The 21,513-nt window shown below is 42.8% G+C and carries 19 protein-coding genes and 1 riboswitch; of the genes, 14 read left to right on the top strand and 5 right to left on the bottom strand.

Going from position 1 to position 21,513, the window contains the following annotated elements; all coding sequences use genetic code 11:
* The first annotated feature begins 30 nt into the window (after positions 1-30).
* From tatA to tatC, 3 genes are all read left to right on the top strand, one after another.
* Positions 31-300, top strand: a complete 270-nt coding sequence (gene tatA, locus AB4405_RS21565) for a Sec-independent protein translocase subunit TatA (RefSeq protein ID WP_102470918.1) — start codon at positions 31-33, stop codon at positions 298-300.
* Positions 301-303: 3 nt separating this feature from the next.
* Positions 304-687: a Sec-independent protein translocase protein TatB gene (gene tatB / locus AB4405_RS21560; protein WP_372062772.1), complete on the top strand. Its 384-nt coding sequence runs from the start codon at positions 304-306 to the stop codon at positions 685-687.
* Between the two features lie 80 nt (positions 688-767).
* Positions 768-1,520: a twin-arginine translocase subunit TatC gene (tatC, locus tag AB4405_RS21555; protein WP_372062771.1), complete on the top strand. Its 753-nt coding sequence runs from the start codon at positions 768-770 to the stop codon at positions 1,518-1,520.
* Positions 1,521-1,586: 66 nt separating this feature from the next.
* Here the strand turns inward: tatC and AB4405_RS21550 are convergent, their stop codons facing one another.
* Entirely contained in the window at positions 1,587-2,348 is a 762-nt protein-coding gene (locus AB4405_RS21550) for a TatD family hydrolase (protein ID WP_372062770.1), read from the bottom strand.
* Between the two features lie 184 nt (positions 2,349-2,532).
* Here AB4405_RS21550 and hemB point away from each other — a divergent pair, with 184 nt between their 5' ends.
* From hemB to polA, 3 genes are all read left to right on the top strand, one after another.
* Complete coding sequence (gene hemB, locus AB4405_RS21545) at positions 2,533-3,570, top strand: porphobilinogen synthase (protein ID WP_372062769.1); 1,038 nt, start codon at positions 2,533-2,535, stop codon at positions 3,568-3,570.
* 60 nt (positions 3,571-3,630) lie between these two features.
* A complete protein-coding gene (locus AB4405_RS21540; RefSeq protein ID WP_372062768.1) occupies positions 3,631-4,083 on the top strand; it encodes a GNAT family N-acetyltransferase in 453 nt (150 codons plus the stop codon).
* Positions 4,084-4,698: 615 nt separating this feature from the next.
* The gene (gene polA / locus AB4405_RS21535) at positions 4,699-7,494 is read left to right on the top strand and encodes a DNA polymerase I (RefSeq protein ID WP_372062767.1); all 2,796 of its coding nucleotides are present in this window, start codon (positions 4,699-4,701) and stop codon (positions 7,492-7,494) included.
* Between the two features lie 697 nt (positions 7,495-8,191).
* On the opposite strand, the gene yihA is transcribed toward polA, so the two are convergent.
* On the bottom strand, positions 8,192-8,872 hold the full coding sequence (gene yihA / locus AB4405_RS21530; RefSeq protein ID WP_198593073.1) for a ribosome biogenesis GTP-binding protein YihA/YsxC: 681 nt from the start codon (positions 8,870-8,872) through the stop codon (positions 8,192-8,194).
* 197 nt (positions 8,873-9,069) lie between these two features.
* On the opposite strand from yihA, the gene AB4405_RS21525 reads away from it, so the two are divergent.
* The 3 genes from AB4405_RS21525 to dinF all read left to right on the top strand — a co-directional run bounded on the left by AB4405_RS21525 (position 9,070) and on the right by dinF (position 12,731).
* Complete coding sequence (locus AB4405_RS21525) at positions 9,070-9,687, top strand: cytochrome c (RefSeq protein WP_102470923.1); 618 nt, start codon at positions 9,070-9,072, stop codon at positions 9,685-9,687.
* Between the two features lie 764 nt (positions 9,688-10,451).
* A complete protein-coding gene (locus tag AB4405_RS21520) occupies positions 10,452-11,264 on the top strand; it encodes a class I SAM-dependent methyltransferase (protein ID WP_372062766.1) in 813 nt (270 codons plus the stop codon).
* 120 nt (positions 11,265-11,384) lie between these two features.
* On the top strand, positions 11,385-12,731 hold the full coding sequence (dinF, locus tag AB4405_RS21515; protein ID WP_372062765.1) for an MATE family efflux transporter DinF: 1,347 nt from the start codon (positions 11,385-11,387) through the stop codon (positions 12,729-12,731).
* A gap of 117 nt (positions 12,732-12,848) precedes the next feature.
* Here dinF and sthA read toward each other — a convergent pair whose 3' ends face one another.
* Complete coding sequence (gene sthA, locus AB4405_RS21510) at positions 12,849-14,249, bottom strand: Si-specific NAD(P)(+) transhydrogenase (protein ID WP_372062764.1); 1,401 nt, start codon at positions 14,247-14,249, stop codon at positions 12,849-12,851.
* 417 nt (positions 14,250-14,666) lie between these two features.
* Between sthA and fabR the strand changes: the two genes are divergently transcribed.
* Both fabR and AB4405_RS21500 read left to right on the top strand, forming a co-directional pair.
* Positions 14,667-15,308, top strand: coding sequence for an HTH-type transcriptional repressor FabR (fabR, locus tag AB4405_RS21505; RefSeq protein WP_102470927.1), 642 nt, complete (start codon positions 14,667-14,669; stop codon positions 15,306-15,308).
* The gene (locus AB4405_RS21500; RefSeq protein ID WP_102470928.1) at positions 15,308-15,679 is read left to right on the top strand and encodes a YijD family membrane protein; all 372 of its coding nucleotides are present in this window, start codon (positions 15,308-15,310) and stop codon (positions 15,677-15,679) included. Before fabR ends, AB4405_RS21500 begins: the two co-directional genes overlap by 1 nt.
* 58 nt (positions 15,680-15,737) lie before the next feature.
* Here AB4405_RS21500 and trmA read toward each other — a convergent pair whose 3' ends face one another.
* The gene (gene trmA, locus AB4405_RS21495; protein WP_102470929.1) at positions 15,738-16,850 is read right to left on the bottom strand and encodes a tRNA (uridine(54)-C5)-methyltransferase TrmA; all 1,113 of its coding nucleotides are present in this window, start codon (positions 16,848-16,850) and stop codon (positions 15,738-15,740) included.
* 155 nt (positions 16,851-17,005) lie between these two features.
* Positions 17,006-17,211: riboswitch (cobalamin riboswitch) on the top strand.
* A 58-nt stretch (positions 17,212-17,269) separates the two neighbouring features.
* Between trmA and AB4405_RS21490 the strand changes: the two genes are divergently transcribed.
* The 3 genes from AB4405_RS21490 (at position 17,270) to murI (ending at position 20,687) form a co-directional block, all read left to right on the top strand.
* Complete coding sequence (locus AB4405_RS21490; RefSeq protein WP_372062763.1) at positions 17,270-19,117, top strand: TonB-dependent receptor domain-containing protein; 1,848 nt, start codon at positions 17,270-17,272, stop codon at positions 19,115-19,117.
* Positions 19,118-19,150: 33 nt separating this feature from the next.
* Entirely contained in the window at positions 19,151-19,813 is a 663-nt protein-coding gene (locus AB4405_RS21485) for an ATPase (RefSeq protein ID WP_372062762.1), read from the top strand.
* Between the two features lie 70 nt (positions 19,814-19,883).
* Entirely contained in the window at positions 19,884-20,687 is an 804-nt protein-coding gene (gene murI / locus AB4405_RS21480; RefSeq protein WP_372062761.1) for a glutamate racemase, read from the top strand.
* On the opposite strand, the gene AB4405_RS21475 is transcribed toward murI, so the two are convergent.
* Positions 20,656-21,102, bottom strand: coding sequence for an RNA recognition motif domain-containing protein (locus AB4405_RS21475; RefSeq protein WP_372062760.1), 447 nt, complete (start codon positions 21,100-21,102; stop codon positions 20,656-20,658). The genes murI and AB4405_RS21475 overlap by 32 nt on opposite strands.
* Between the last annotated feature and the right edge of the window lie 411 nt (positions 21,103-21,513).

Here is a 21,513-nt window from a genome sequence, read left to right as displayed (position 1 = left end):
ATTTATTGAGTAAGACCCGAGGTAAAGAAAATGGGTGGTATTAGTATCTGGCAACTTCTTATTATTGCTGTCATCGTTGTATTGCTATTTGGCACCAAGAAACTACGCGGTATTGGTGGTGACTTAGGTGGTGCAGTCAAAGGTTTCAAAAAAGCAATGAGTGAAGAAGAGTCTTCAGAGAAATCTTCAGCAAAATCCAAAGAAAACGATGCGGATTTTGAACCAAAGAATCTTGAGCAACAAAAAACAGAGGCTCAAGCAGAACCAATGGAAACTAAGAAAGACAAAGAGCAGGGTTAATCTGTGTTTGATATCGGTTTTTGGGAACTGGTACTCATATCTGTGGTTGGTTTAGTTGTCCTCGGACCTGAGCGTTTACCCACGGCAATTCGCAGTGTTTCTCGCTTTATTAGTTCAGCAAAGAGCATGGCAAATAATGTCAAAGATGAACTTTCACATGAGTTGAAGGTTCAAGAGTTACAAGACAATTTGCGTAAAGCTGAAAAAATGGGCATGGAAGACCTGTCTCCAGAGCTTAAAAGTTCTGTAGAAGAATTAAAGCGTGCAGCACAAGACGTCACTCGTCCTTATGCGAAAGATAAGGTGGGAACCACTGAGGAAGCATCTTCAGTGGCTGCTGATGTTAAGCCTGCGGAAAATGAGTCTCCAGATAAAAAAGTTGAATAGGGGCGGATGATTCGCCCTTATTTTTTTGTATATCGAAGATCGCCCATACTTAGTCATCTTCCTATTTCTTTGAGGTTCTCATGTCTACCGTCGAACAGACGCAACCTTTGATCAGTCATTTACTTGAACTGAGAAATCGACTGTTACGTGCCATTGCATCGGTATTGGTTGTTTTTCTCTGCTTAATTTATTTTTCTGGCGATATCTATGATTTCGTGTCTAAACCTTTAGTTGAGCGCTTGCCTGCTGGCGCAACGATGATTGCTACGGATGTTGCCTCACCATTCTTTACGCCATTAAAACTGACGTTAGTCGCCTCTGTTTTTATCGCAGTTCCGTTTATTTTGCATCAGGTCTGGTCGTTTGTTGCGCCTGGCTTGTATAAGCATGAGAGACGCTTGGTGATGCCACTGATGTTTTCTAGCTCGTTGCTTTTTTACTGCGGCGTTGCTTTTGCGTATTTTGTTGTTTTTCCACTTGTCTTTAGTTTCTTTACCGCTATCTCTCTTGATGGTGTTGATTTTGCGACGGATATTTCGAGTTACCTCGATTTTGTCTTGGCGCTCTTTTTAGCCTTTGGTATCGCATTTGAAGTGCCTGTCGCGATCATTCTATTGTGTTGGACTGGCGCAACCGATGTGGAAAGTCTGAAAGAGAAACGCCCTTATATTGTGGTTGGGGCATTTGTTGTGGGTATGATGCTCACGCCTCCAGATTTGATCTCTCAAACGTTGCTCGCGATCCCTATGTGTCTGCTGTTTGAGGTTGGGTTATTTTTTGCGAGATTTTATACCCGTAAAAAAGATGACCTCGATGAGCAAGAAGAAGAATAAAAAAACGGCCGAATGGCCGTTTTTTTATTTTCAGGTGTCGGTGGTATTACGAATGACCTCGCACTGTTAAAGCTGGAATAGTGCCTTAGCATTTTGAGTCGTAATATTGATCAATGACTGAGAATCACTGTCACGACATTGTGCAATACGTTCTAAAACCAACGACGTATAAGCCGGTTCATTACGTTTTCCGCGATGAGGAACTGGCGCTAAATATGGACAATCTGTTTCAAGGATGACCCAGTCCATATCCAATTCAGGGATAACCTTATCCATTCCGGAATTTTTAAATGTTGATACCCCCCCTAACCCTAAATGAAAACCGAGAGCGTTGATCGCTTTGGCTTCTTCTAGGCTCCCACCAAAACAGTGGAAGACGCCTTGCAGTGTGCCGTCTTGCTCTTTTTTTAATAACGTTAGGGTCTCTTCAATTGAGTCTCGAGTGTGAATCACAACAGGAAGGCCGCGTTCTTTTGCCCAGTTTAACTGAGTGATAAAAGCATATTCTTGCTCAGCCTTGTAGGTCTTGTCCCAGTATAGGTCGATACCAATCTCCCCCACAGCGATAAAATTGTGTTTATCAAACCAGCCCAGAATCTCATTCAAGGTCTCTTTCACGTTGCCATCGACATAACAAGGGTGCAATCCCATCATGGAGCGACATACCGATGGGTAGGCGGCTTCAGTCTCAAGCATCGGTTTTATAGAGTTGAGGTCAATATTGGGTAGCAATATTTGTTTTACACCTGCTGCGAGAGCGCGCTTTACAACATCGTCTCTATCAGCATCAAATTCTTCTGCGTATATGTGGGCGTGGGTATCGATCATTAAAAGGCTGCTTAAGTGTGTAAATAATAGCGTAAGTATATACACAAGTGACGCTAACGAAAATCGATGAGCGGATCGGACGTTAGGTTGTCGTTTTGGATGAGCATTTTGCTGTTTTACTACTAGCATGATGACTTGAGAGTGATATGCTTAGTTTTCGCATTTTCCAGACAAGGAGAGCAAGGTGTCTGTATCGATTCAAGGTCAATTTCCAGCAAGACGTATGCGCCGTTTGCGCAAGCACGATTTTAGCCGTCGTTTGATGGCGGAAAACCAGATTTCAGTAGATGATCTAATTTATCCTATGTTTATTTTAATGGGAAAAAATCGTCGTGAATCGGTGGAATCCATGCCAGGTGTCGAGCGTTTATCTATCGACTTGATGCTAGAAGAGGCCGAGTACCTCGCCAAGTTGGGTGTGCCTGCGATTGCTTTGTTCCCTGTTGTGAACCAAGATGCCAAAAGCATTTGCGCCGCGGAAGCTTATAACCCAGAAGGGCTTGTTCAAAGAGCCGTTAAACTGCTCAAGCAAAATGTGCCTGACATGGGGGTGATTACCGATGTGGCGCTTGATCCGTTCACCACGCATGGCCAAGATGGCATTATTGATGACAGTGGCTATGTTCAGAACGATGAAACGACAGAAGTTCTTATTAAGCAGGCTTTGTCTCACGCTGAGGCGGGGGCGGATGTTGTGGCTCCATCGGATATGATGGATGGCCGTATTGGACGAATTCGTGAAGCGTTAGAAGACGCCGGTTATATTCACACCCAAATTATGGCTTACTCAGCCAAGTATGCGTCTAACTATTATGGGCCATTTCGTGATGCAGTCGGTTCAGCCTCAAATTTGAAGGGTGGCGACAAGAAAAACTACCAGATGGATCCCGCGAACAGTGATGAGGCGTTGCACGAAGTGGCAATGGACATCAATGAAGGCGCTGATATGGTAATGGTGAAGCCCGGCATGCCATACTTAGATATCGTCCGTCGCGTGAAAAGTGAATTACAAGTCCCGACGTTTGCTTATCAGGTGTCTGGTGAGTACGCGATGCACAAAGCGGCAATTGAAAATGGTTGGCTTAAAGAGCGCGAAACCGTGCTGGAATCCTTAGTGTGTTTTAAGCGAGCGGGTGCCGATGGCATTTTAACTTATTTTGCCAAAGACGTGGCAGAGTGGCTTGCAGAAGAAAATGGTGAGGCAAGTTCTCATCTTCGTTAGTTAATGACAAATAGTCTGGAAAAGGTCGGCATTTGCTGGCCTTTTTTTATCGAGGTCGAAATGTTAGTTCGTGAAGGAAGCTTAGCTGAGGTTGTGTCGGTTGTTGAAGACGTGGACGAGTTTGTTCACAAGGAAACCGTAATAAGTTTGCAGTCTCGCCTTGGCAATAAACGTGGTTTGGTTCTTGTCGCTGAACATGATGGGCAATTACTAGGATTTAAGATCGGTTATGAGATTGATTCGACGATATTTTATAGCTGGTTTGGTGGTGTCGCTCGCCACGCTCGTCACCGTGGCGTCGCACAAGCCCTCTTGGACTACCAGGAAAAGTGGGTAAAGGAGCATGAATATAAGAAGATAACGGTTAAATCACGCAACCAGTATCCTTCTATGCTGCGCTTATTGCTTAAAAATGGCTATTTAATTGAAGGGGTTGACAAGAGAACCCCACTTGTTGATTCGCGGATTATGTTTAGTAAATGTCTATTCGATGTGAGCAATGACAGTAAGTGATAACTATTCGCAATTAAGGCTTGACGACTTAAATGAGAACGATTACTATTATCTTGTCTTAAGGGGAAACACTTTTTGTTTTACTGAGCCCTCACCGCATTATGCGGTAGTACTCAAAAATCATAAGTTGGATTCTTTTTTGACACGACATTGCTCACATTGCTTCCAGTGTATTTATAGCGTTTGGTTGGGTAGTTGGTCTCAAATTAGAGATACCCCTCCTTCAATTATGCTAGGCGACATCTATGATGTCGCTTTTTTTCTATCTAAAAATTGTTCGTTCTATCAGCAATGCACTTCAGCACATTATCCTACCTGCTGAGGTTTACCTTCAAAATGGTTTTCCACATTACGTGATCCGCAGAGGATCATATTGAGCGGCTTTGATCTGTATTATTTTCCTTTTAAAACATATTGTTACGATGTGTTTTTGTAAATGCTCGCAAAGTTATTCTTTTACGTTAACAACACTATAAACAGACTTATCCACAGTTCTTAGCACCGTTGGAGAGAGTAAAATTCTAGCGCTGTGTATCTAACCAGTGAAAGGTCGTAGCATAGTATAAACAGACGTGGCATCCTTATACGAAATCCCCCAATCTTGGATGACTAGACATGGCTCATATACCAGACAACCCGCTGATTCTCATTGATGGCTCTTCTTATCTTTATCGTGCATTCCACGCTTACCCTGAAACCATGAGTAACGGTGAGATACCAACGAATGCGGTTTATGGTGTAGTGAATATGCTGCGAAGCATGATGCGACAGTTTGCTTCTGATCGTATTGCTGTTGTGTTTGATGCCAAAGGTAAAACATTTCGTGATGAGATGTATCCTGAGTACAAGGCTAACCGACCGCCAATGCCGGATGATCTTCGTTGCCAGATCGAACCCCTACACAACGTGATTCGAGCGATGGGCCTACCGTTAATTTGTGTCCCGGGTGTCGAGGCCGATGATGTGATTGGTACGTTGGCTCACCAAGCTTCCCAAGCCGGTATGCCAGTATTAATAAGTACTGGTGATAAAGATATGGCGCAGCTGGTTGATGAAAACGTCACGTTGATCAATACCATGACGAATGTCGTGATGGATACGGAAGGTGTCATCGAAAAATTTGGTATTCCACCTGAATTGATCATCGATTACCTTGCCCTAATGGGGGATAAGGTCGATAACATACCAGGTATTCCTGGGGTGGGGGATAAAACAGCGACGGCTTTATTGCAAGGTATCGGTAGTATCAAGCATATTTACGAGCGCCTTGATGATATTGCAGCGTTAGGCTTCCGTGGCTCTAAAACCATGGCTAAAAAGCTTATTGAACATAAAGAAAATGCAACGCTGTCTTATGACCTGGCCACGATTAAGCTGGATGTTGAGCTTGACTATAAACCGGAAGAGTTATTAAAACAGACCCCTAATACCGATGAGTTGACGGCGCTTTTTGCCCAGTTGACTTTTAAATCGTGGTTGAATGAACTGCTGGAAGGCGGGACAGGTGAAGTGGTGGCGGATGGGAGTGCAGCAAATCGCTCAAACCCGTCTTCTACTCAGGCGGAATCCGAGATGGATGTGTCTGCGGTGACGGTCGATCGTAGCCGTTACGAGACCATTTTGACGCAAGAGCAGTTTGCAGTCTGGATTGAAAAATTAAAATCCTGCCCTGTATTCGCTATTGATACCGAAACTGACAGCCTAAATTATATGGTCGCGAATCTTATAGGCTTGTCCTTTGCGACAGAAGAAGGCGTTGCCGCTTACCTGCCTGTGGCTCATGACTATATGGGTGCGCCAGAGCAACTTGATCGTGATTGGGTGCTTGCCCAGCTTAAGCCGTTACTTGAGGATGAGAGTCTAAAGAAAGTCGGTCAAAATCTAAAGTACGATGCGAGTGTATTAGCGCGTTACGATATTGAACTCAAGGGCATTGAGTTTGATACGATGCTCGCGTCTTATGTGTACAACAGTGTCGGTGGTAAGCACGACATGGATAGTTTGGCATTAAGATTCCTACAACATAGCTGCATTTCATTCGAGCAAGTGGCAGGTAAAGGCAAATCCCAACTGACATTCAATCAAATAGAATTAGATGTAGCCTCTCCTTATGCCGCAGAGGATGCTGATGTAACGCTTAGACTTCACCAGCGTTTGAATGCTGAACTAGAAAAAAATGAAGCCTTGCAGCGTATCTATAAAGAAATAGAAGTTCCACTGGTCCCTGTACTGTCTCGCATTGAGAGAACTGGCGTACTGATTGATGACATGCTGCTAGGTGCTCAATCTCAAGAATTGGCGCTTAGGCTGGATGAATTAGAGAAAGAAGCCTATGAAGTGGCAGGACAAGAGTTCAACCTGAGTTCGCCAAAACAACTGCAAGCGATTTTATTTGAAAAAATGGCGTTACCTGTAATTAAGAAAACGCCGTCAGGTGCCGCTTCGACGAATGAAGAAGTATTACAAGAGTTGGCCCTTGACTATCCATTACCAAAGTTGATCTTAGAGTATCGTGGACTGGCAAAACTAAAATCGACTTATACCGATAAGTTACCAAAAATGATTAATGCTGAAACGGGAAGAGTTCATACCTCATACCATCAGGCCGTAACCGCGACGGGGCGTTTATCCTCCACCGATCCAAATCTACAGAATATCCCTATTAGGAATGAAGAAGGACGTCGTATTCGCCAAGCATTTGTGGCTCCGCATGGGTGGAAAATTCTCGCGGTCGATTATTCCCAAATTGAATTGAGAATTATGGCGCATTTATCTGGAGATCCGGCTCTTTTAGATGCCTTTAAACATGGTAAGGATATCCATGCTGCAACCGCTGCAGAGATTCTTGGTGTAGATATTGAGAACGTCTCGACTGAACAGCGTCGCCGAGCAAAAGCCATTAACTTTGGCCTTATTTATGGAATGAGTGCGTTTGGATTATCTAAACAGTTAGGTATCCCTCGTCGAGAAGCCCAAGAATATATGGATACGTACTTTGAGCGTTATCCTGGTGTGATGCAATATATGGAAGACACTCGCTCGGCTGCATCTGAGAATGGTTATGTTGAAACTATTTTTGGTCGTCGTCTGCATCTTCCCGAGATTAAATCTCGTAATGCGATGCGACGTAAAGCGGCTGAGCGTGCAGCGATAAACGCACCGATGCAAGGCACGGCAGCCGATATCATTAAAAAGGCAATGCTACTGGTTGATGAATGGGTAGAAAATGAGGGTGATGGTAAAGTTCGAATTCTAATGCAGGTTCATGATGAACTGGTATTTGAAGTAGAATCGTCATTCTTAGGCGAAATTGAAAGTAAAATACAAAAGTTGATGGAATCTGCAGCAGACTTAGCGGTGCCTCTTGTCGCGGATAGTGGTCATGGTGATAACTGGGATCAGGCTCACTAGTCAATTATTGAGCAATTTCTAGCGTAATTCATGAGCCAGCGCACAAACGCTGGCTTTTTTTTATCAATAATAAAGTTATTTAAAGAGAAAATATTCGGTGTGTTAATAAAACTATAGTGAAAATAAACTACAAAATTAGTTTCATTTTTAGATCAGTTGTTGTACATTGGTTGCGTAGGGTACAGAGGTAAGATGTTCTATCTTTCAGACCTTTTGTTTCACGTTATTGGATTAGGCTGATTCAGCCGCCCCAGTCAGTATTTGACTGGGGCGTTTTTTCTTGTGCGAAAGAAAAATAATCCCATTATCTTTCATGCCTTCACCTTGTTTTACTATTCATCTCCTTTTACGAACTCAGTTATTCCTGTAATTAAACAACCTTCACACTTTTAATAATTTCAGATTGAAATCAAGTTACGTGATTTTTAGTGGTTAAATTATTAACGCATTGAATATGTTGAAATAAGTTTTTATTTTTTGAGTTTGATACAAGGCAGGATGTAAAGAGGGAGAGTTGAAGAGGTCACACTTTGCAGACCTTTGAATTGAATAAATAGCTATTTTGATGGACTCTTGCATCAAACAATAACTAAATCTTCTCTCTCCCATTGCCCTGCCAGGACGGCGGGGCGTTTTGTTTCTATCGTATGGGTTTACTTCGCAAAATACGTTGTTCGCATTGTGCTTTTTACGCGCCTCAATCTTCTGATTGCGACGCTTCGTTTTGATCTAATTCTTCATCCTCTGCTATCACCTCAAATGCTGGCGCAAACCAGGTATCAAGCTTACGACGTAGTTGTTCGACACCTAAGCCTTTTAATGACGAAAATCCATCTACCTGAACATCGCCATCAAATGTCGCTTCAGCTTGCTCTCGAATCTTAAGTATCTGAGCGTTGCGAGCCCCACTTTTTAGCTTATCTGCTTTTGTTAACAAAACTTGGACAGGGATATTAGACTCAACGGCCCAAACAATAAGTTGTTGGTCGAGATCTTTCATTGGATGGCGAATATCCATGAGTACAACCAATCCTTTTAGGGATTTACGCTTTTGTAAGTATTCACCTAGCGATCGCTGCCATTTCTTTTTCAATTCCAACGGGACTTGTGCAAAGCCATAACCCGGTAGATCGACGATATGACACCCTTCATCCACTTTGAAAAGGTTAATAAGCTGAGTACGACCAGGTGTTTTACTGGTTTTTGCTAAACTTCTTTGGTTGGTGAGTCGATTCAACGAACTTGACTTACCTGCGTTGGAGCGTCCTGCAAACGCAATTTCGATACCTTCATCTTCTGGCAAATGACGGATATCGGGCGCACTTGTTATGAAATGCGTGTTTTGATAATGAATTTTTACGCTCACTGTTAACTCCATCTCGACTTTGTGTAGTCGATTGATTACTTTTTTGTGAAATTGTGTAAAATAACCGTGCTCGGCATATGGCCACACATTGTACCATGAACGGTGTTAATTGCCCGAGTTACCTTATTTTGCTCGTCAAACGAATAATAATAACGACGTAACTCTGATGGATAGTGGTACTGGAAGCTTAATAATTATAATGGAATGTCATGAAAAAATTAGCGCTAATCTTGAGCCTTGTAGCCAGCTGTTCAGTATGGGCTGAAGGTAATATTGAAGCTGGTAAAGCAAAATCTCAAACCTGTGTTGCGTGTCATGGTGCTGACGGTAATAGTCAGTTGGCGATGTACCCTAAAATCGCCGGTCAGCATGCAAAATACATCGAAAAGCAATTAAAAGACCTAAAGCTAGGTATGACGAGTGCGGGTAAGCAAGGCCGTTATGAACCTGTAATGGGTGCAATGGCAATGCCATTATCTGAAGAGGACATGTCTGATTTGGCCGCGTATTATGCGTCGATGCCAATCTCTGCCAACAGCACTCCCGAAAATGTGGTTGCACAAGGTAAAACCTTGTATACGGCAGGCGATGCAGAACGTGGGATTACGGCTTGTATTGCTTGTCATGGACCAAGAGGGAATGGCACTGAACTTTCAGGTTTTCCAAAGATCTCTGGGCAACATGCTGATTACATTCAATCTCAGTTAGAAAAATTCCGTAGCGGCGATCGAGAAAACGATATGAATGCTATGATGCGAGATATCGCAAAAAAATTGAACGACGAAGATATTACAACGTTGTCGAAATACGTTGGTGGCCTGCATTAACCGACAGTTTGACATCGTTTCGAACACTCTAGGTTAGAAAACAGTAGTCCAACGTTTGTTTCTTTTATTGCCAGTATCCGAGCACACAAAGCCCTTCTCTTGAAGGGCTTTGTGCTTTTGTGAGCTTGAGCATTCATCCACACTCTTTGTCATGAGTAAAGAAAGGCTATTTATCTGGAGACTTTGTGCGACATTCGCCATAGTTTCTTCGTCTAAAAGTAAGCGCTTATTTTAACGTTATGAATTATAAGATTTCTTTTTTTTATTTTAGAATTGAAAGTGTGAATTCTTTTGTGCAGGTTGTTTTCATTGAGTGTTCTAGTAAATTAATCGCTGTCGACAGGACGTCGGCCCAAGGATTAGGCGTCATGAAGACGACCAGGGATGCTTGGCTTGGAAGCTAAGAAGAATAGATGGAGAACTTGGACTTGGAGTTCAAGTTGACACGGATGGTAACCTATCTCACGGTTGAGAAATATTAGGGACAGGGTTTAGGAAGAACTCTCGCAGATGGTTTTGCTAGGGATTACGAAAACGCATCAGGACGATGACCAACAAGAATTAGCAGTGGAAGCAATAATAATAAATGGATATTTGTGAGGCATTAGTCAATGCTGACCGGTTTCGCCATCTGGCGATAGAAAGCGACAGGTTATTCTGTCGCTTTTTTTACGTCTCCAATAAGTTAAATGAGAGTTTATATCATTTAACTTGCGATGATTGTTGATATCGATTATCATTTTCATCTCTATGGAGGGTGACAAATGAGAACGACCAAGCAACCCGAAAGTAAACATCTGAATGTTCCGGCAAAATTACTGAGACCACTATGGTTCAGAAGTCGTGAAAGCTTGTTAGACGATGGGCTAGTCTACGATCCCATCGCGTCATACGCGTGTCGTCGTTGTCATCTTGCATCGGATTGCCTATCTGGGAATATTGATCAAAGCCAGCTATTACATGCAACATTAACGCAGGTTTGCGATTTACACGTTAAGCGCTTTTTAGAAGTAAATCCTAATGGGTGGGTGATAAACGTTGGTGCTGGATTAGATACGCGCTTTTATCGACTCGACAATGGCCGTTGCCGATGGATTGAGATTGATACCAATGAGCATTTAGTTTGGCGTCAGCGCTTATTCCATCGAAGTGAGCGCTACCAACTTATGTGCGGCTCGATTGATGACATGTCATGGTTGCAAGAACTACCAAATGAACAATCTCAGCCAATATTAGTGGTATGTGAACAGGCATTACTTGATCGCAGAGAGAATCGAGTCGCTCATTTCATTCAATCGATCGGTTGTCATTTTCAACATGCACAAGCATGTGTCGTGTTAGCGGGCGATCATAGTCAGAGCCGTTTAGGTATGAAAATGGGCTGTGAAGATTATGCTCATGGCTTTAAAAATGCGACTCAGTCACTACTGAATTGGTTACCCTGGATCCATCGCGCAATCTTAGTTTCACCCATCGACCAGCACTGTCAGCGCTGGAGTCGCTGGCAAAGAATATTGGCTAAGTTACCTAATTATAAAAATCGACTTACGCCTAATGTGGTCAATATTCATTGGTAAACGTGAAAGGAATTAAAGTTGTTCGCCCTGTTTACAACGTGCGTTTAGCGATACCATAAGCACCTTTATTGTGTTTATTCACCATGATTGCTCAAAACATGGTGAGGTATCGAGGTCGACGTGCCGTCCAATCCCTTCCATTCTTTGTTTCATCTCGACTTGCATCGCAGAGTACTCTTACTTGCTATACCTATGGTGCTGTCTAATATCACGGTCCCATTACTCGGCTTGGTGGACGCGGCGGTCATTGGTCACCTCGAACACGCTTGGTACCTAGGCGGTGTCGCTTTAGGCAGTACGATGATCAGCGTGACATTCTGGTTGCTTGGTTTTCTTCGAATGTCCACGACAGGGTTAACTGCGCAAGCGTTTGGTGGTCAAGATCAGCGTCAACTCGCCCTAGTTTTTGTGCAAGGCAGCGTGATGGCCCTAGGTTTTGCCGCCATTTTCTTGTTGTTTCATTCTTGGGTGTCAGATGCTGTTTTTTCATTAAGCAGCGCGAGTGAACAGGTTAAGCATTATGGCGCTCAATACTTTGTGGTTCGAGCCTGGAGCGCGCCTGCCGCATTGATGAACTTTGTGCTTTTAGGTTGGTTACTTGGGACGCAAAACGCCAAAGCACCAATGTGGATGGTACTGATTACGAATGTCGTCAATATTGTGCTTGATGTCATTTTTGTGATTGGTTTTGAATGGCAAGTGGAGGGGGCGGCATTGGCCTCGGTGATTGCCGATTATAGTGGCTGTTTATTTGGCTTATTGTGTGTTCGCAAGACATGGAAAGCCCAAAATCTACCAACGTTGGTTTCTTTATATACAGAAGCTACGCAGGACCTAGCGCGATTTGTACGGCTCAACCGAGATATATTTTTACGTTCACTATGCTTGCAAGCGACGTTCAGCTTTATGACTTTCCAAGGCGCTGCGTTTGGCGATGATATCGTGGCGGCCAATGCGGTATTAATGAGTTTTCTCATGATTATTTCTTATGGCATGGATGGGTTCGCCTATGCGATGGAAGCGATGGTCGGCAAAGCGATGGGGGCGCGGAATCGCGGTGAATTGGTTGAGTCGTTAATCGGTACCTTTTTCTGGAGTTTAGTGATCTGTTGCGTGTTAACCCTGCTCTTTTGGCTTTTCGGTGCAAGCTTGATTGCGATGATCACCTCCATTGATACCGTTCAGCTTCAGGCCCAACATTATCTCCCTTGGCTAATAGCGATGCCGCTTGTGTCGATGTGGTGTTTTTTATTTGATGGCATATTTATAGGAGCAACCAAAGGGCGAGAAATGCGTAATAGTATGTTTATCGCAACCTGCTGCTTCTTTGCTATGTTTGCGCTTTTTTCAGGTTGGGGCAACCACGCACTATGGTTCTCAATGCTCGGTTTTATGCTGATGAGAGGCGTAGGGTTAGCCATGATCTTTATACTACAGTGGCGTAAAGGCGAGTTTCTCGAGGCTTAGCTATTATTGATTCGATACCTTATAGATAAAGGGTTAGCTGGGTATCTTGGAGGAAGGAGATAGGACGAAATAGCTTTCGTCCTATCATGATCTAAATGCAGTTTGGGTTGTTTGTATTTAGAATAAACGGTTTAAACCATTGAGCGCTGCAACCCGGTAGGCTTCAGCCATCGTCGGGTAGTTAAATGTGGTATTCACAAAATACTCGATGGTATTCGCGTCACCTTTTTGTTCCATAATAGCTTGTCCAATATGAATGATCTCTGCAGCACGCTCACCAAAACAATGTATGCCCAATATTTCTTTGGTTTCTCTATGGAATAGTATCTTTAAACTGCCGATATCCTTACCCGCAATCTGTGCTCGAGCAAGGTGTTTGAATGAAGAGCGCCCCACTTCATACGGTACTTTTGCTTCCGTCAACTCTTGCTCGGTTTTACCCACTGAGCTGATCTCTGGAATCGTATAGATCCCGGTTGGAATATCCTCGATAAGGGTACCCTCTGCTTCGCCTTGTGTAATAGCTTGGGCGACAAATCGACCTTGGTCATAGGCGGCACTGGCAAGGCTTGGGTAGCCAATGACATCTCCTACGGCATAGATGTTATCGATTTCTGTCTGATAGTTTCCGTCTACCTTTAATTGCCCACGAGAATCCGGCGTCAAACCCACCGAAGATAGATTAAGGGCATCGGTATTACCAGTCCGTCCGTTGGCAAATAAGATGCAATCGGCTCGCATCTTTTTACCTGAATTTAGGTGTACGACAACGCCATCTTCGGTACCCTCTATTTTCGCATAGGTTTCGTCATTGCGAATCATCATGCCACTGTTCCAAAAGTGATAAGATAAAGAGTCAGACATTTCATTGTCGAGAAATGCCAGTAGTCGATCTCGTGTATTGATGAGGTCTGTCTTTACACCCAGGCCTCGGAATACGGAGGCATATTCACAACCAATAACGCCAGCACCATAGATGATGATATGACGTGGGTCGTGTTCCAGTGATAAAATAGAGTCACTGTCGTAGATACGTGAGTGATCAAAGTCGACATCACTTGGTCGATAAGGACGTGAACCAGTTGCGATAACAAACTTGTCGGCAGTATAGGTATCGATAGTGCCGTCTTTCTTGGTGACTTCTAATGTTTTTTCGTCAAGAAAACGTGCAGTGCCAAATAGAAGGCTGCATTCGTTGCGGTCGTAAAATCCTTGACGTAAACGGGTCTGTTTATCGATCACCGATTTGGCGTGACCGAGAATATTGGAAAATGTTGAGTGCAAGCTGGTATTGTTATGGCAAAACAGTGGGTTGCTATTGAATTCGATAATACGACTCACGGCATGACGGAGTGCTTTAGATGGGATAGTCCCCCAGTGTGTACAACCACCGCCGACACTTGCTTCTTTTTCTATGATCGCGACGTTTAGACCTGCCTTGGTCAAACCCATAGCGGCACCTTCGCCACCTGGACCACTACCAATAACAATGGCATCAAAGTGTTTGGAGCGACTCATAAAGTAATCCTCTTTTTGCTAATAATACCAAGCCTATCCCCTTCTCGTGTGAAAGATTGCTGATGAGTGGGAGGGGGGCGTTAATCCAAGATGATGAACGATATTGGTAATTAACATTACGTAAATTTATGTTATCGGGATTCTAACGTATTATTAACGTAGGTAAATGAACCAGAGGCGATACAGTGTGAGTGATCACGGACTTTACGCCTAAATGACAGCATGACACGTATTCAGATATTTTAATATTGAGCGTAACCGAGTTGCGATTGCTTACAAAGTGATGTGAGATATGTAAAAGGTTTTGGCAAAAATCCCTTTATCGACACTTATACAAAGTGGCTATTCGCGCTATATTATTGGCTCTCCCACGATTACCGTTATAAATGGTAAACAACAAGTACACCTAGGTTAAACATGAAATCAATGGGAATCCGTGCACAACAAAAAGAAAAAACGCGTCGTTCATTGATTGATGCTGCTTTCAGCCAACTCAGTGCTGACCGCAGTTTTTCGAATTTGAGCTTGCGCGAAGTGGCTCGAGAAGCGGGGATTGCACCGACTTCTTTTTATCGCCACTTCAAAGACATGGATGAACTGGGTCTCACCATGGTAGACGAAGGAGGCTTGCTGCTTAGGCAGTTAATGCGACAAGCACGGCAACGTATTGTCAAAGAAGGCAGTGTGATTCGCACCTCGGTTGAAACCTTCATGGAGTTCATCGCGAGTAGTCCAAACGTCTTTCGACTGTTGTTAAGAGAGCGTTCGGGAACATCGTTTGAATTTCGTGCAGCAGTAGTGAGGGAAATGCAGCATTTTTCTGCCGAGCTGACCGAGTATTTGGTGAGCACAGGAATGGACCGTGATGAGGCGTTTGCTCAAGCTGAAGCATCGGTTATTTTGGTATTCAGCTCTGGCGCCGAGGCTCTAGATCTGAGTAAGGTGGAAAGATATGAACTCGCTGAAAGGTTGATTGTCCAATTAAGAATCGTGGCCAAGGGCGCATACTGGTATCGTAAAGAACGTGAACGAAACCGTCTAAAAGAAGGGTCGAACTAATGTCTAAAGAAATTTCCTCTGAAAGTAATAACAGCGGTAAAAAAACACTCGTATTGGCGTTGATTGCTGGTATGTGTGGTAACGCGATGTTGTCTTGGTTGACGATTAGCGAAGTAGTATTCTCTATTTTTCCTTTGATTGCACTCGTGCTATCACTGCAAGCTCTGTATCAAGAGTATTTAAAGAACCCAATCCCTGAAGACTTTCCAATGGTTGGTTTAGCCGCATTCTTTGTGGGTGCTTTTGGTCATTCAGCATTTACTAAAGCTCAATACCCGGATGCCGGTGGGAACTTTTTCGCGATTATTGTTGTTCTCGTGTTGTTGTTCTGGATCGGTAAGAAGCTCGGCTACATCATGAAAGAAGCTTAAAAAATACACGCAAATAAAAAAACGAGCCGTACGGCTCGTTTTTTTTGATCAAAATTTATTATTTTGTTTTCCGTTCTAGCATGACACCGGCCTCGGTGTGGTGTGTGAACGGGAATTGATCGAATAGCGCAAAGCGAGTAATCGTATGGGTTTCACTGAGTACATCAAGGTTGTCTTTCAGTGTGTCTGGATTACAAGATATGTAGAGAATTCGTTCATAGCCTTGGACCATTTTACAGGTGTCGATATCCATTCCAGAGCGTGGTGGATCAACGAAAATGGTATTGCAATTATAGCTTTTTAGGTCGATGTTTTGTTGCTTTAAGCGGCGAAACTCCCGTTTACCTTCCATCGCTTCAGTAAAATCTTCAGCTGACATACGAACAATCTGTACGTTATCAATTTTATTAGCCGCGATATTGAACTGCGCTGAATCCACCGAAGGTTTAGCAAGCTCAGTCGCTAATACGCGTTCAAAGTTCTGAGCAAGTGCTAATGAGAAGTTACCGTTACCACAATAAAGCTCTAACAGATCACCGGAGCTTTCTTGAGTACAATCAACGGCCCATTCCAACATTTTTTGAGCCACAGGGCCGTTAGGCTGGGTGAAGCTATTTTCTACCTGTTGATAGGTAAAAGGTTTGTCATGCACCTGAAGCGTTTCGAGTACATAGTCTTGATCAAGGACGATTTTCATTTTTCGTGCGCGACCAATTAGGTTGAGCTTGAATCCTTCATCATTCAAACGCTGCTTTAATGCTGTCGCTTCTTGTTTCCATTCTTCATCTAGTTGGCGATGGTACAGTAGTGAAACTAATACCTCTCCGCTTAAGGTGGATAGAAAATCGACCTGGAACAATTTTTTTCTTAGGGCGTCGTTACCTTTCATCGCCTCTATTAGCAAAGGCATTAAATCATTGATGAGTCGGCTTGCCGCAGGAAATTGGTCAACACGATATTTTTGACGAGTTTCTTGGTCAAACATGACGTAGTACATGTCGTCACCCTCATGCCAAATTCTAAATTCAGCACGCATGCGATAATGCTTTTCTGGAGACGTAAAAATTTCAAGTTCTGGCGCAGAGTACGGGGACATCATCGTAGTTAAACGTTGTGCTTTTTCTTCTAGCTGAACTTGGTAGCCTTCAGGTGTGAAGTCGAGATTTGCCATGATAATTGCCTATCGTCGGTAATGTGTATTGATGAAGAGGGCAGATTTTATTCAATCTCCTGTCGTTGTCCAGTTTTTCCCATGCTTGTTTACCAATAAAACAGGATATTTATAGGTTAGTTCAATCTGATATAGACAAGTAACCATTCTGTGAATACCATTTCGACCTAGCTGGTGTGAGATGTTAAATGGAACCTCACGTAATAGGGAATCTGGTGTAAATCCAGAACTGACGCGCAGCGGTAAGAGAGAACGAAAACTCATTAGACACTGTAGATCGTTACGGGAAGTCGAGTCGTAGATAAGATGGTTAGTCTTGTGCTCTCAAGTCCGAATACCTGCCAGCAACCAGGTCGTTAACTCAACAAATAATAATGTGAGCGGCTCGGAAGGACTTACGCGATTAGGATAATATAAAAATGAACAAATCTTTTTTGGCGATAGCAGTGGCTGCATCGCTCTCTTCTTATGCTTCTTTTTCACTGGCGCAAGAGCAAGCTCCTGCTTCAACAGCCGATGACACTATGATTGTGACGGCGAACAGGGTAGAACAAACAAAGTCTTCGGTTTTAGCTTCGACTACGGTAATGACTCGTGCAGATATTGAGACAATTAAAGCAAACAGTATTCTTGACGTCTTAAAAACTGTCCCAGGAATTGAAATCAATTCTTCAGGCGGTAATGCTCAAGAGACAAGCATTTATATTAGAGGAACACTGACGAAGCATGCATTGGTGTTACTTGATGGCGTTAGATTGAATTCAGCGACCAACGGTGGTGCTTCTATTGGGTTGATTCCAGCATTTGCCATTGAGAGAATTGAGGTGGTGCGTGGACCTAGGGCTGCAGTCTATGGTTCCGATGCAATTGGTGGTGTTATTAATATAACGACCGCATCATCAACTGATAATCATGAAGCCAGAGTTGGGTATGGGTCGAACAACACTAAACAATTGGGATGGCGTTCAACAGGAGCAATATCTGAAAATACAACTGGTGGCATCACTCTCCAAGCAGAGAGAAGCGATGGTTATAATATTTATCAAATGTCACCAGAAAGTGACTCACATGGGTATGATAGCCAGGTCGTAATAGGCAACCTAAAGCATATTATTGATGATAATTGGTCACTGAAGTTTAATGGTTTATCTTCGTTGTCTCATGTCGAATATGCCAATAGTTTTGATGGTTCAAAGCAAGAAAGTGAATCTAATAATTATCAGCTGGCCGGTGAAGTTAACTATAAAAACGAAAGTTATCTATCTGAGTTCCAAGTTAGTACTAGTTACAATAATGGAAAAGATGGAGACGCTGCAGGAACAGCGGCCAAGTCAGAGTTAACGTCGACAAGAAATTCAATATTATGGGCAAATACTTACACTGGTTTTAAGTACATCACTCTCAATGCAGGTCTCGATTATTATTTAGAAAAAGCCAATCGAGGTGGATCGAATACTCAAGACTATGGAAAAACATCTAAAGATAACAAAGCTGCTTTTATGACGGCTTTGTTTGAGTATGACAAAATCACTTTAGATGGAAGTGTTCGTCGTGATGAAGATAGTGCTTTTGGAAATCATAATACTTGGAATGTAGGTGCGGGTTATTTTGTGACTGATTCAGTTCAAATACTTGCAAGCTCCGGAAGTGCGTTCAAGGCGCCTACTTTTAACGATTTGTACTGGCCTAATGCAGGTAATGAAAACCTAAAGCCAGAAACATCTCAATCTTCAGAGTTGGGAATTCGAGGCTACCATCAATTGATTGAGTGGGAAATCTCTGCTTATCAGACTGATATCAAGGACTTAATTGATTGGGCTCCTAATCAATCTGGAATATGGACACCAAGCAATGTCGACAATGCCTCAGTAAAAGGAATAGAGCTCCAAGCTAAGTTCTCTACATGGTTGGTTAACCATCGGATATCAGCTGATTTTAAAGATCCTGTTAATGAGAAAGATGGGTCTCAATTGATTCGCCGAGCAAAGCAAAACTATAAGCTAGTTTCGGACTTTACTTATGATGACTTCAGTACTGCATTGATTGCCAATTATGTAGGTGAACGAAAAGATAAAGCCGGTGGAACGTTAGACCCTTACCTCACCGTAGATATTGCTTTGGGTTACCAAATCAATTCACAGTTTGACGTCTCTTTAAAAGCAAATAACTTGTTTGATGAGGAGATATTCACAGCATTAGGTTCTAACGGTAATTATTACAAAGCCCAGGGACGTAATTTTTTCGCTACTGCTGGATATAAATTTTAATGAGGATGGGCGCCCAGCGCCCATATTTATTTTATGAAAAACGTCATAATCAGTTGGTCTTCTGGCAAAGACTCTACGTTAACGTTAGAACGCTTAATCGAATCTGAGCACTATCATGTTGTTGGTTTGTACACGACTCATGTGAATGGCGAAGTTCCATTTCAAGTTACGCCATTGAATGTCGTGAAGATGCAAGCACAAAGACTGGATTTGCCATTAGTGGCGATTGAGTTGCCAGAGGTTTTCCCTTCGAATGAAATTTATCAATCCCTCGTCATCCAAGGTATAAAGTCCTCGGGATTAGTGGTTGACGGAATCGCGTTTGGCGATATGTTTTGTAATGGCATTGTCGACTATCGCAAAAGCTATGTCGAGCCAGCTGGTTATGAAGCGGTGTTTCCATTGCTGGGGCAAGATAGCCATGATCTCGCGAATGAAATCATACAGCGTGGCATCGAGACAGTGATGGTTACAGTAGATAGAGGTGTATTGCCTGAAGAGTTATGTGGGCAAGTCTATTCTCGTGATTTAATTGATGCTCTGCCTAAAAATGTTGATCCCTGTGGAGAGGATGGAGAGTTTCATACCCTAGTGGTAAATTCTCGATACTTTTCCACACCGATTACTCTTCAGTATGACGCCATTGAGACGGGTGAGCGATTTAGTCATCTCCGCTACAAAGTTGTGTCAGATTGAAAACTACCTGGTTTACGCTCTTGATGGTTCTCAGTATGATTGATGAGAACCCCATTAATGTTTAATTGCGATGTCGAATCTAACAAATAGAAAAAATATCCTTATCTTTGACTCTGGGGTCGGTGGCTTATCCGTTTTTCAGGAAATTTATACCCGACTTCCTTTAGAGAACTACATCTATTTGTTTGATAACGAAGCCTACCCGTACGGCGAATTGAGTCAAGAGACTTTAATCGATAGAACCTGCACGCTTATCAAGCGCATGTTGACCACTAGAACGGTTGATATCATTGTTATCGCCTGTAATACCGCGAGCACTATTGTGTTGCCTCATTTACGTCAACAAACCTCTACCCCTGTTGTAGGCGTTGTGCCTGCTATTAAACCTGCGTCATTGTTATCAAAGACAGCGGTGGCCTTGATTGCTACCCCCGCGACGATTACTAGACAATACACGCATGATCTTATTCGGGACTTTTCTACCGATAGAGAAGTTAAATTACTAGGATCTACACGTTTGGTTGAATTGGCGGAAAGTAAGCTAAGAGGCGAGAAAATAGCGCAGGAGGAGGTTAACCAGATTTTATCTACTCTCAATGGCTGTATTGATGTCGCTGTATTGGGGTGTACGCATTTTCCCTTATTGAAAGAGGAGATTGGGGTTGCGCTGGGTGAGAATGTTGAATTGATTGATTCTGGAGAAGCAATAGCACGAAGAGTAGAGTGTTTGTTAGGAGATAGGATTCAATATAAACAGGCAGGAGAGATGGCCATGTTTTGTAGTGCGCCCCCTGAAGAGGAGGCGGCACTAAATAAAGCAATACAATTGTTAGGCTTTCCACCTATTCAATTATTTCCCCTTCAGGATGCTTAGGGTCATTGGCAACACGTACTTTTAATGTGCGCTGCATATAGTCTTTCTCATTGATAGCACTAATCGCGGCATCGACATCAGAGCTTGCCATAACAACAAACCCAAAGCCTCGGCGCTTTCCTGTTCTTTTATCCTTCATTAATCTCACGGCAAAGACTTCACCATATTCACCAAACAAATCTCTGACGTGAGATTCGTTGGCTTTATAAGGTAGATTCCCTACATAGAGCGTTTTAGTGGAATTCGATGATTCGGATACTTGTTTAGGTGTAGAGGTGGAAAGCTTTACGACGAAAAAAGTGGCAACCACACCAATAACAAACGCGAGAGCTGGTGATACTGCTAGTTGAGAGAATATAATTCCCCCTAATACAGCTACTGCGATCACCATAAAGATTGATTTTTTAGAATCCATATATAAATACTACTTTTCTTAATTGCGAATAATGGCATCTATCGTTAATAAATAGATATAAGAATATTACGTAGTTGAGAGGGATTTTTCCAATTAATTGATGTGATGTATTTCAAATGTTGGATTTTTATCGGCAAAACGGCCTTTTGATGGCATTTTAAGCAAACGAGAATTAATTTCAAAAAAAGGCTTGTCATCAAGTGATTGATCTCTATAATGCCGCCTCATCGACACGGAATGAGACGAAAGTCACAAAGAAGAGTCGGTCTGGAAGGTAAAAAGAAAGTTTGAAAAAACCTCTTGACTATCCAGCTGGGAAGCGTAAGATTCGCACCCCTAACGACGAGAAGCTTAGCTTCAAGTGAGTTAGAAATGTTCTTTAAAAATATAGACCTATATCAATCTGTGTGG

The organism is Vibrio sp. 10N.261.51.F12, assembly GCF_041471725.1.
Lineage (GTDB): Bacteria > Pseudomonadota > Gammaproteobacteria > Enterobacterales > Vibrionaceae > Vibrio.
Note: the sequence above shows the minus strand (reverse complement) of the source record. Positions and strands in the feature narration are given on the sequence as shown.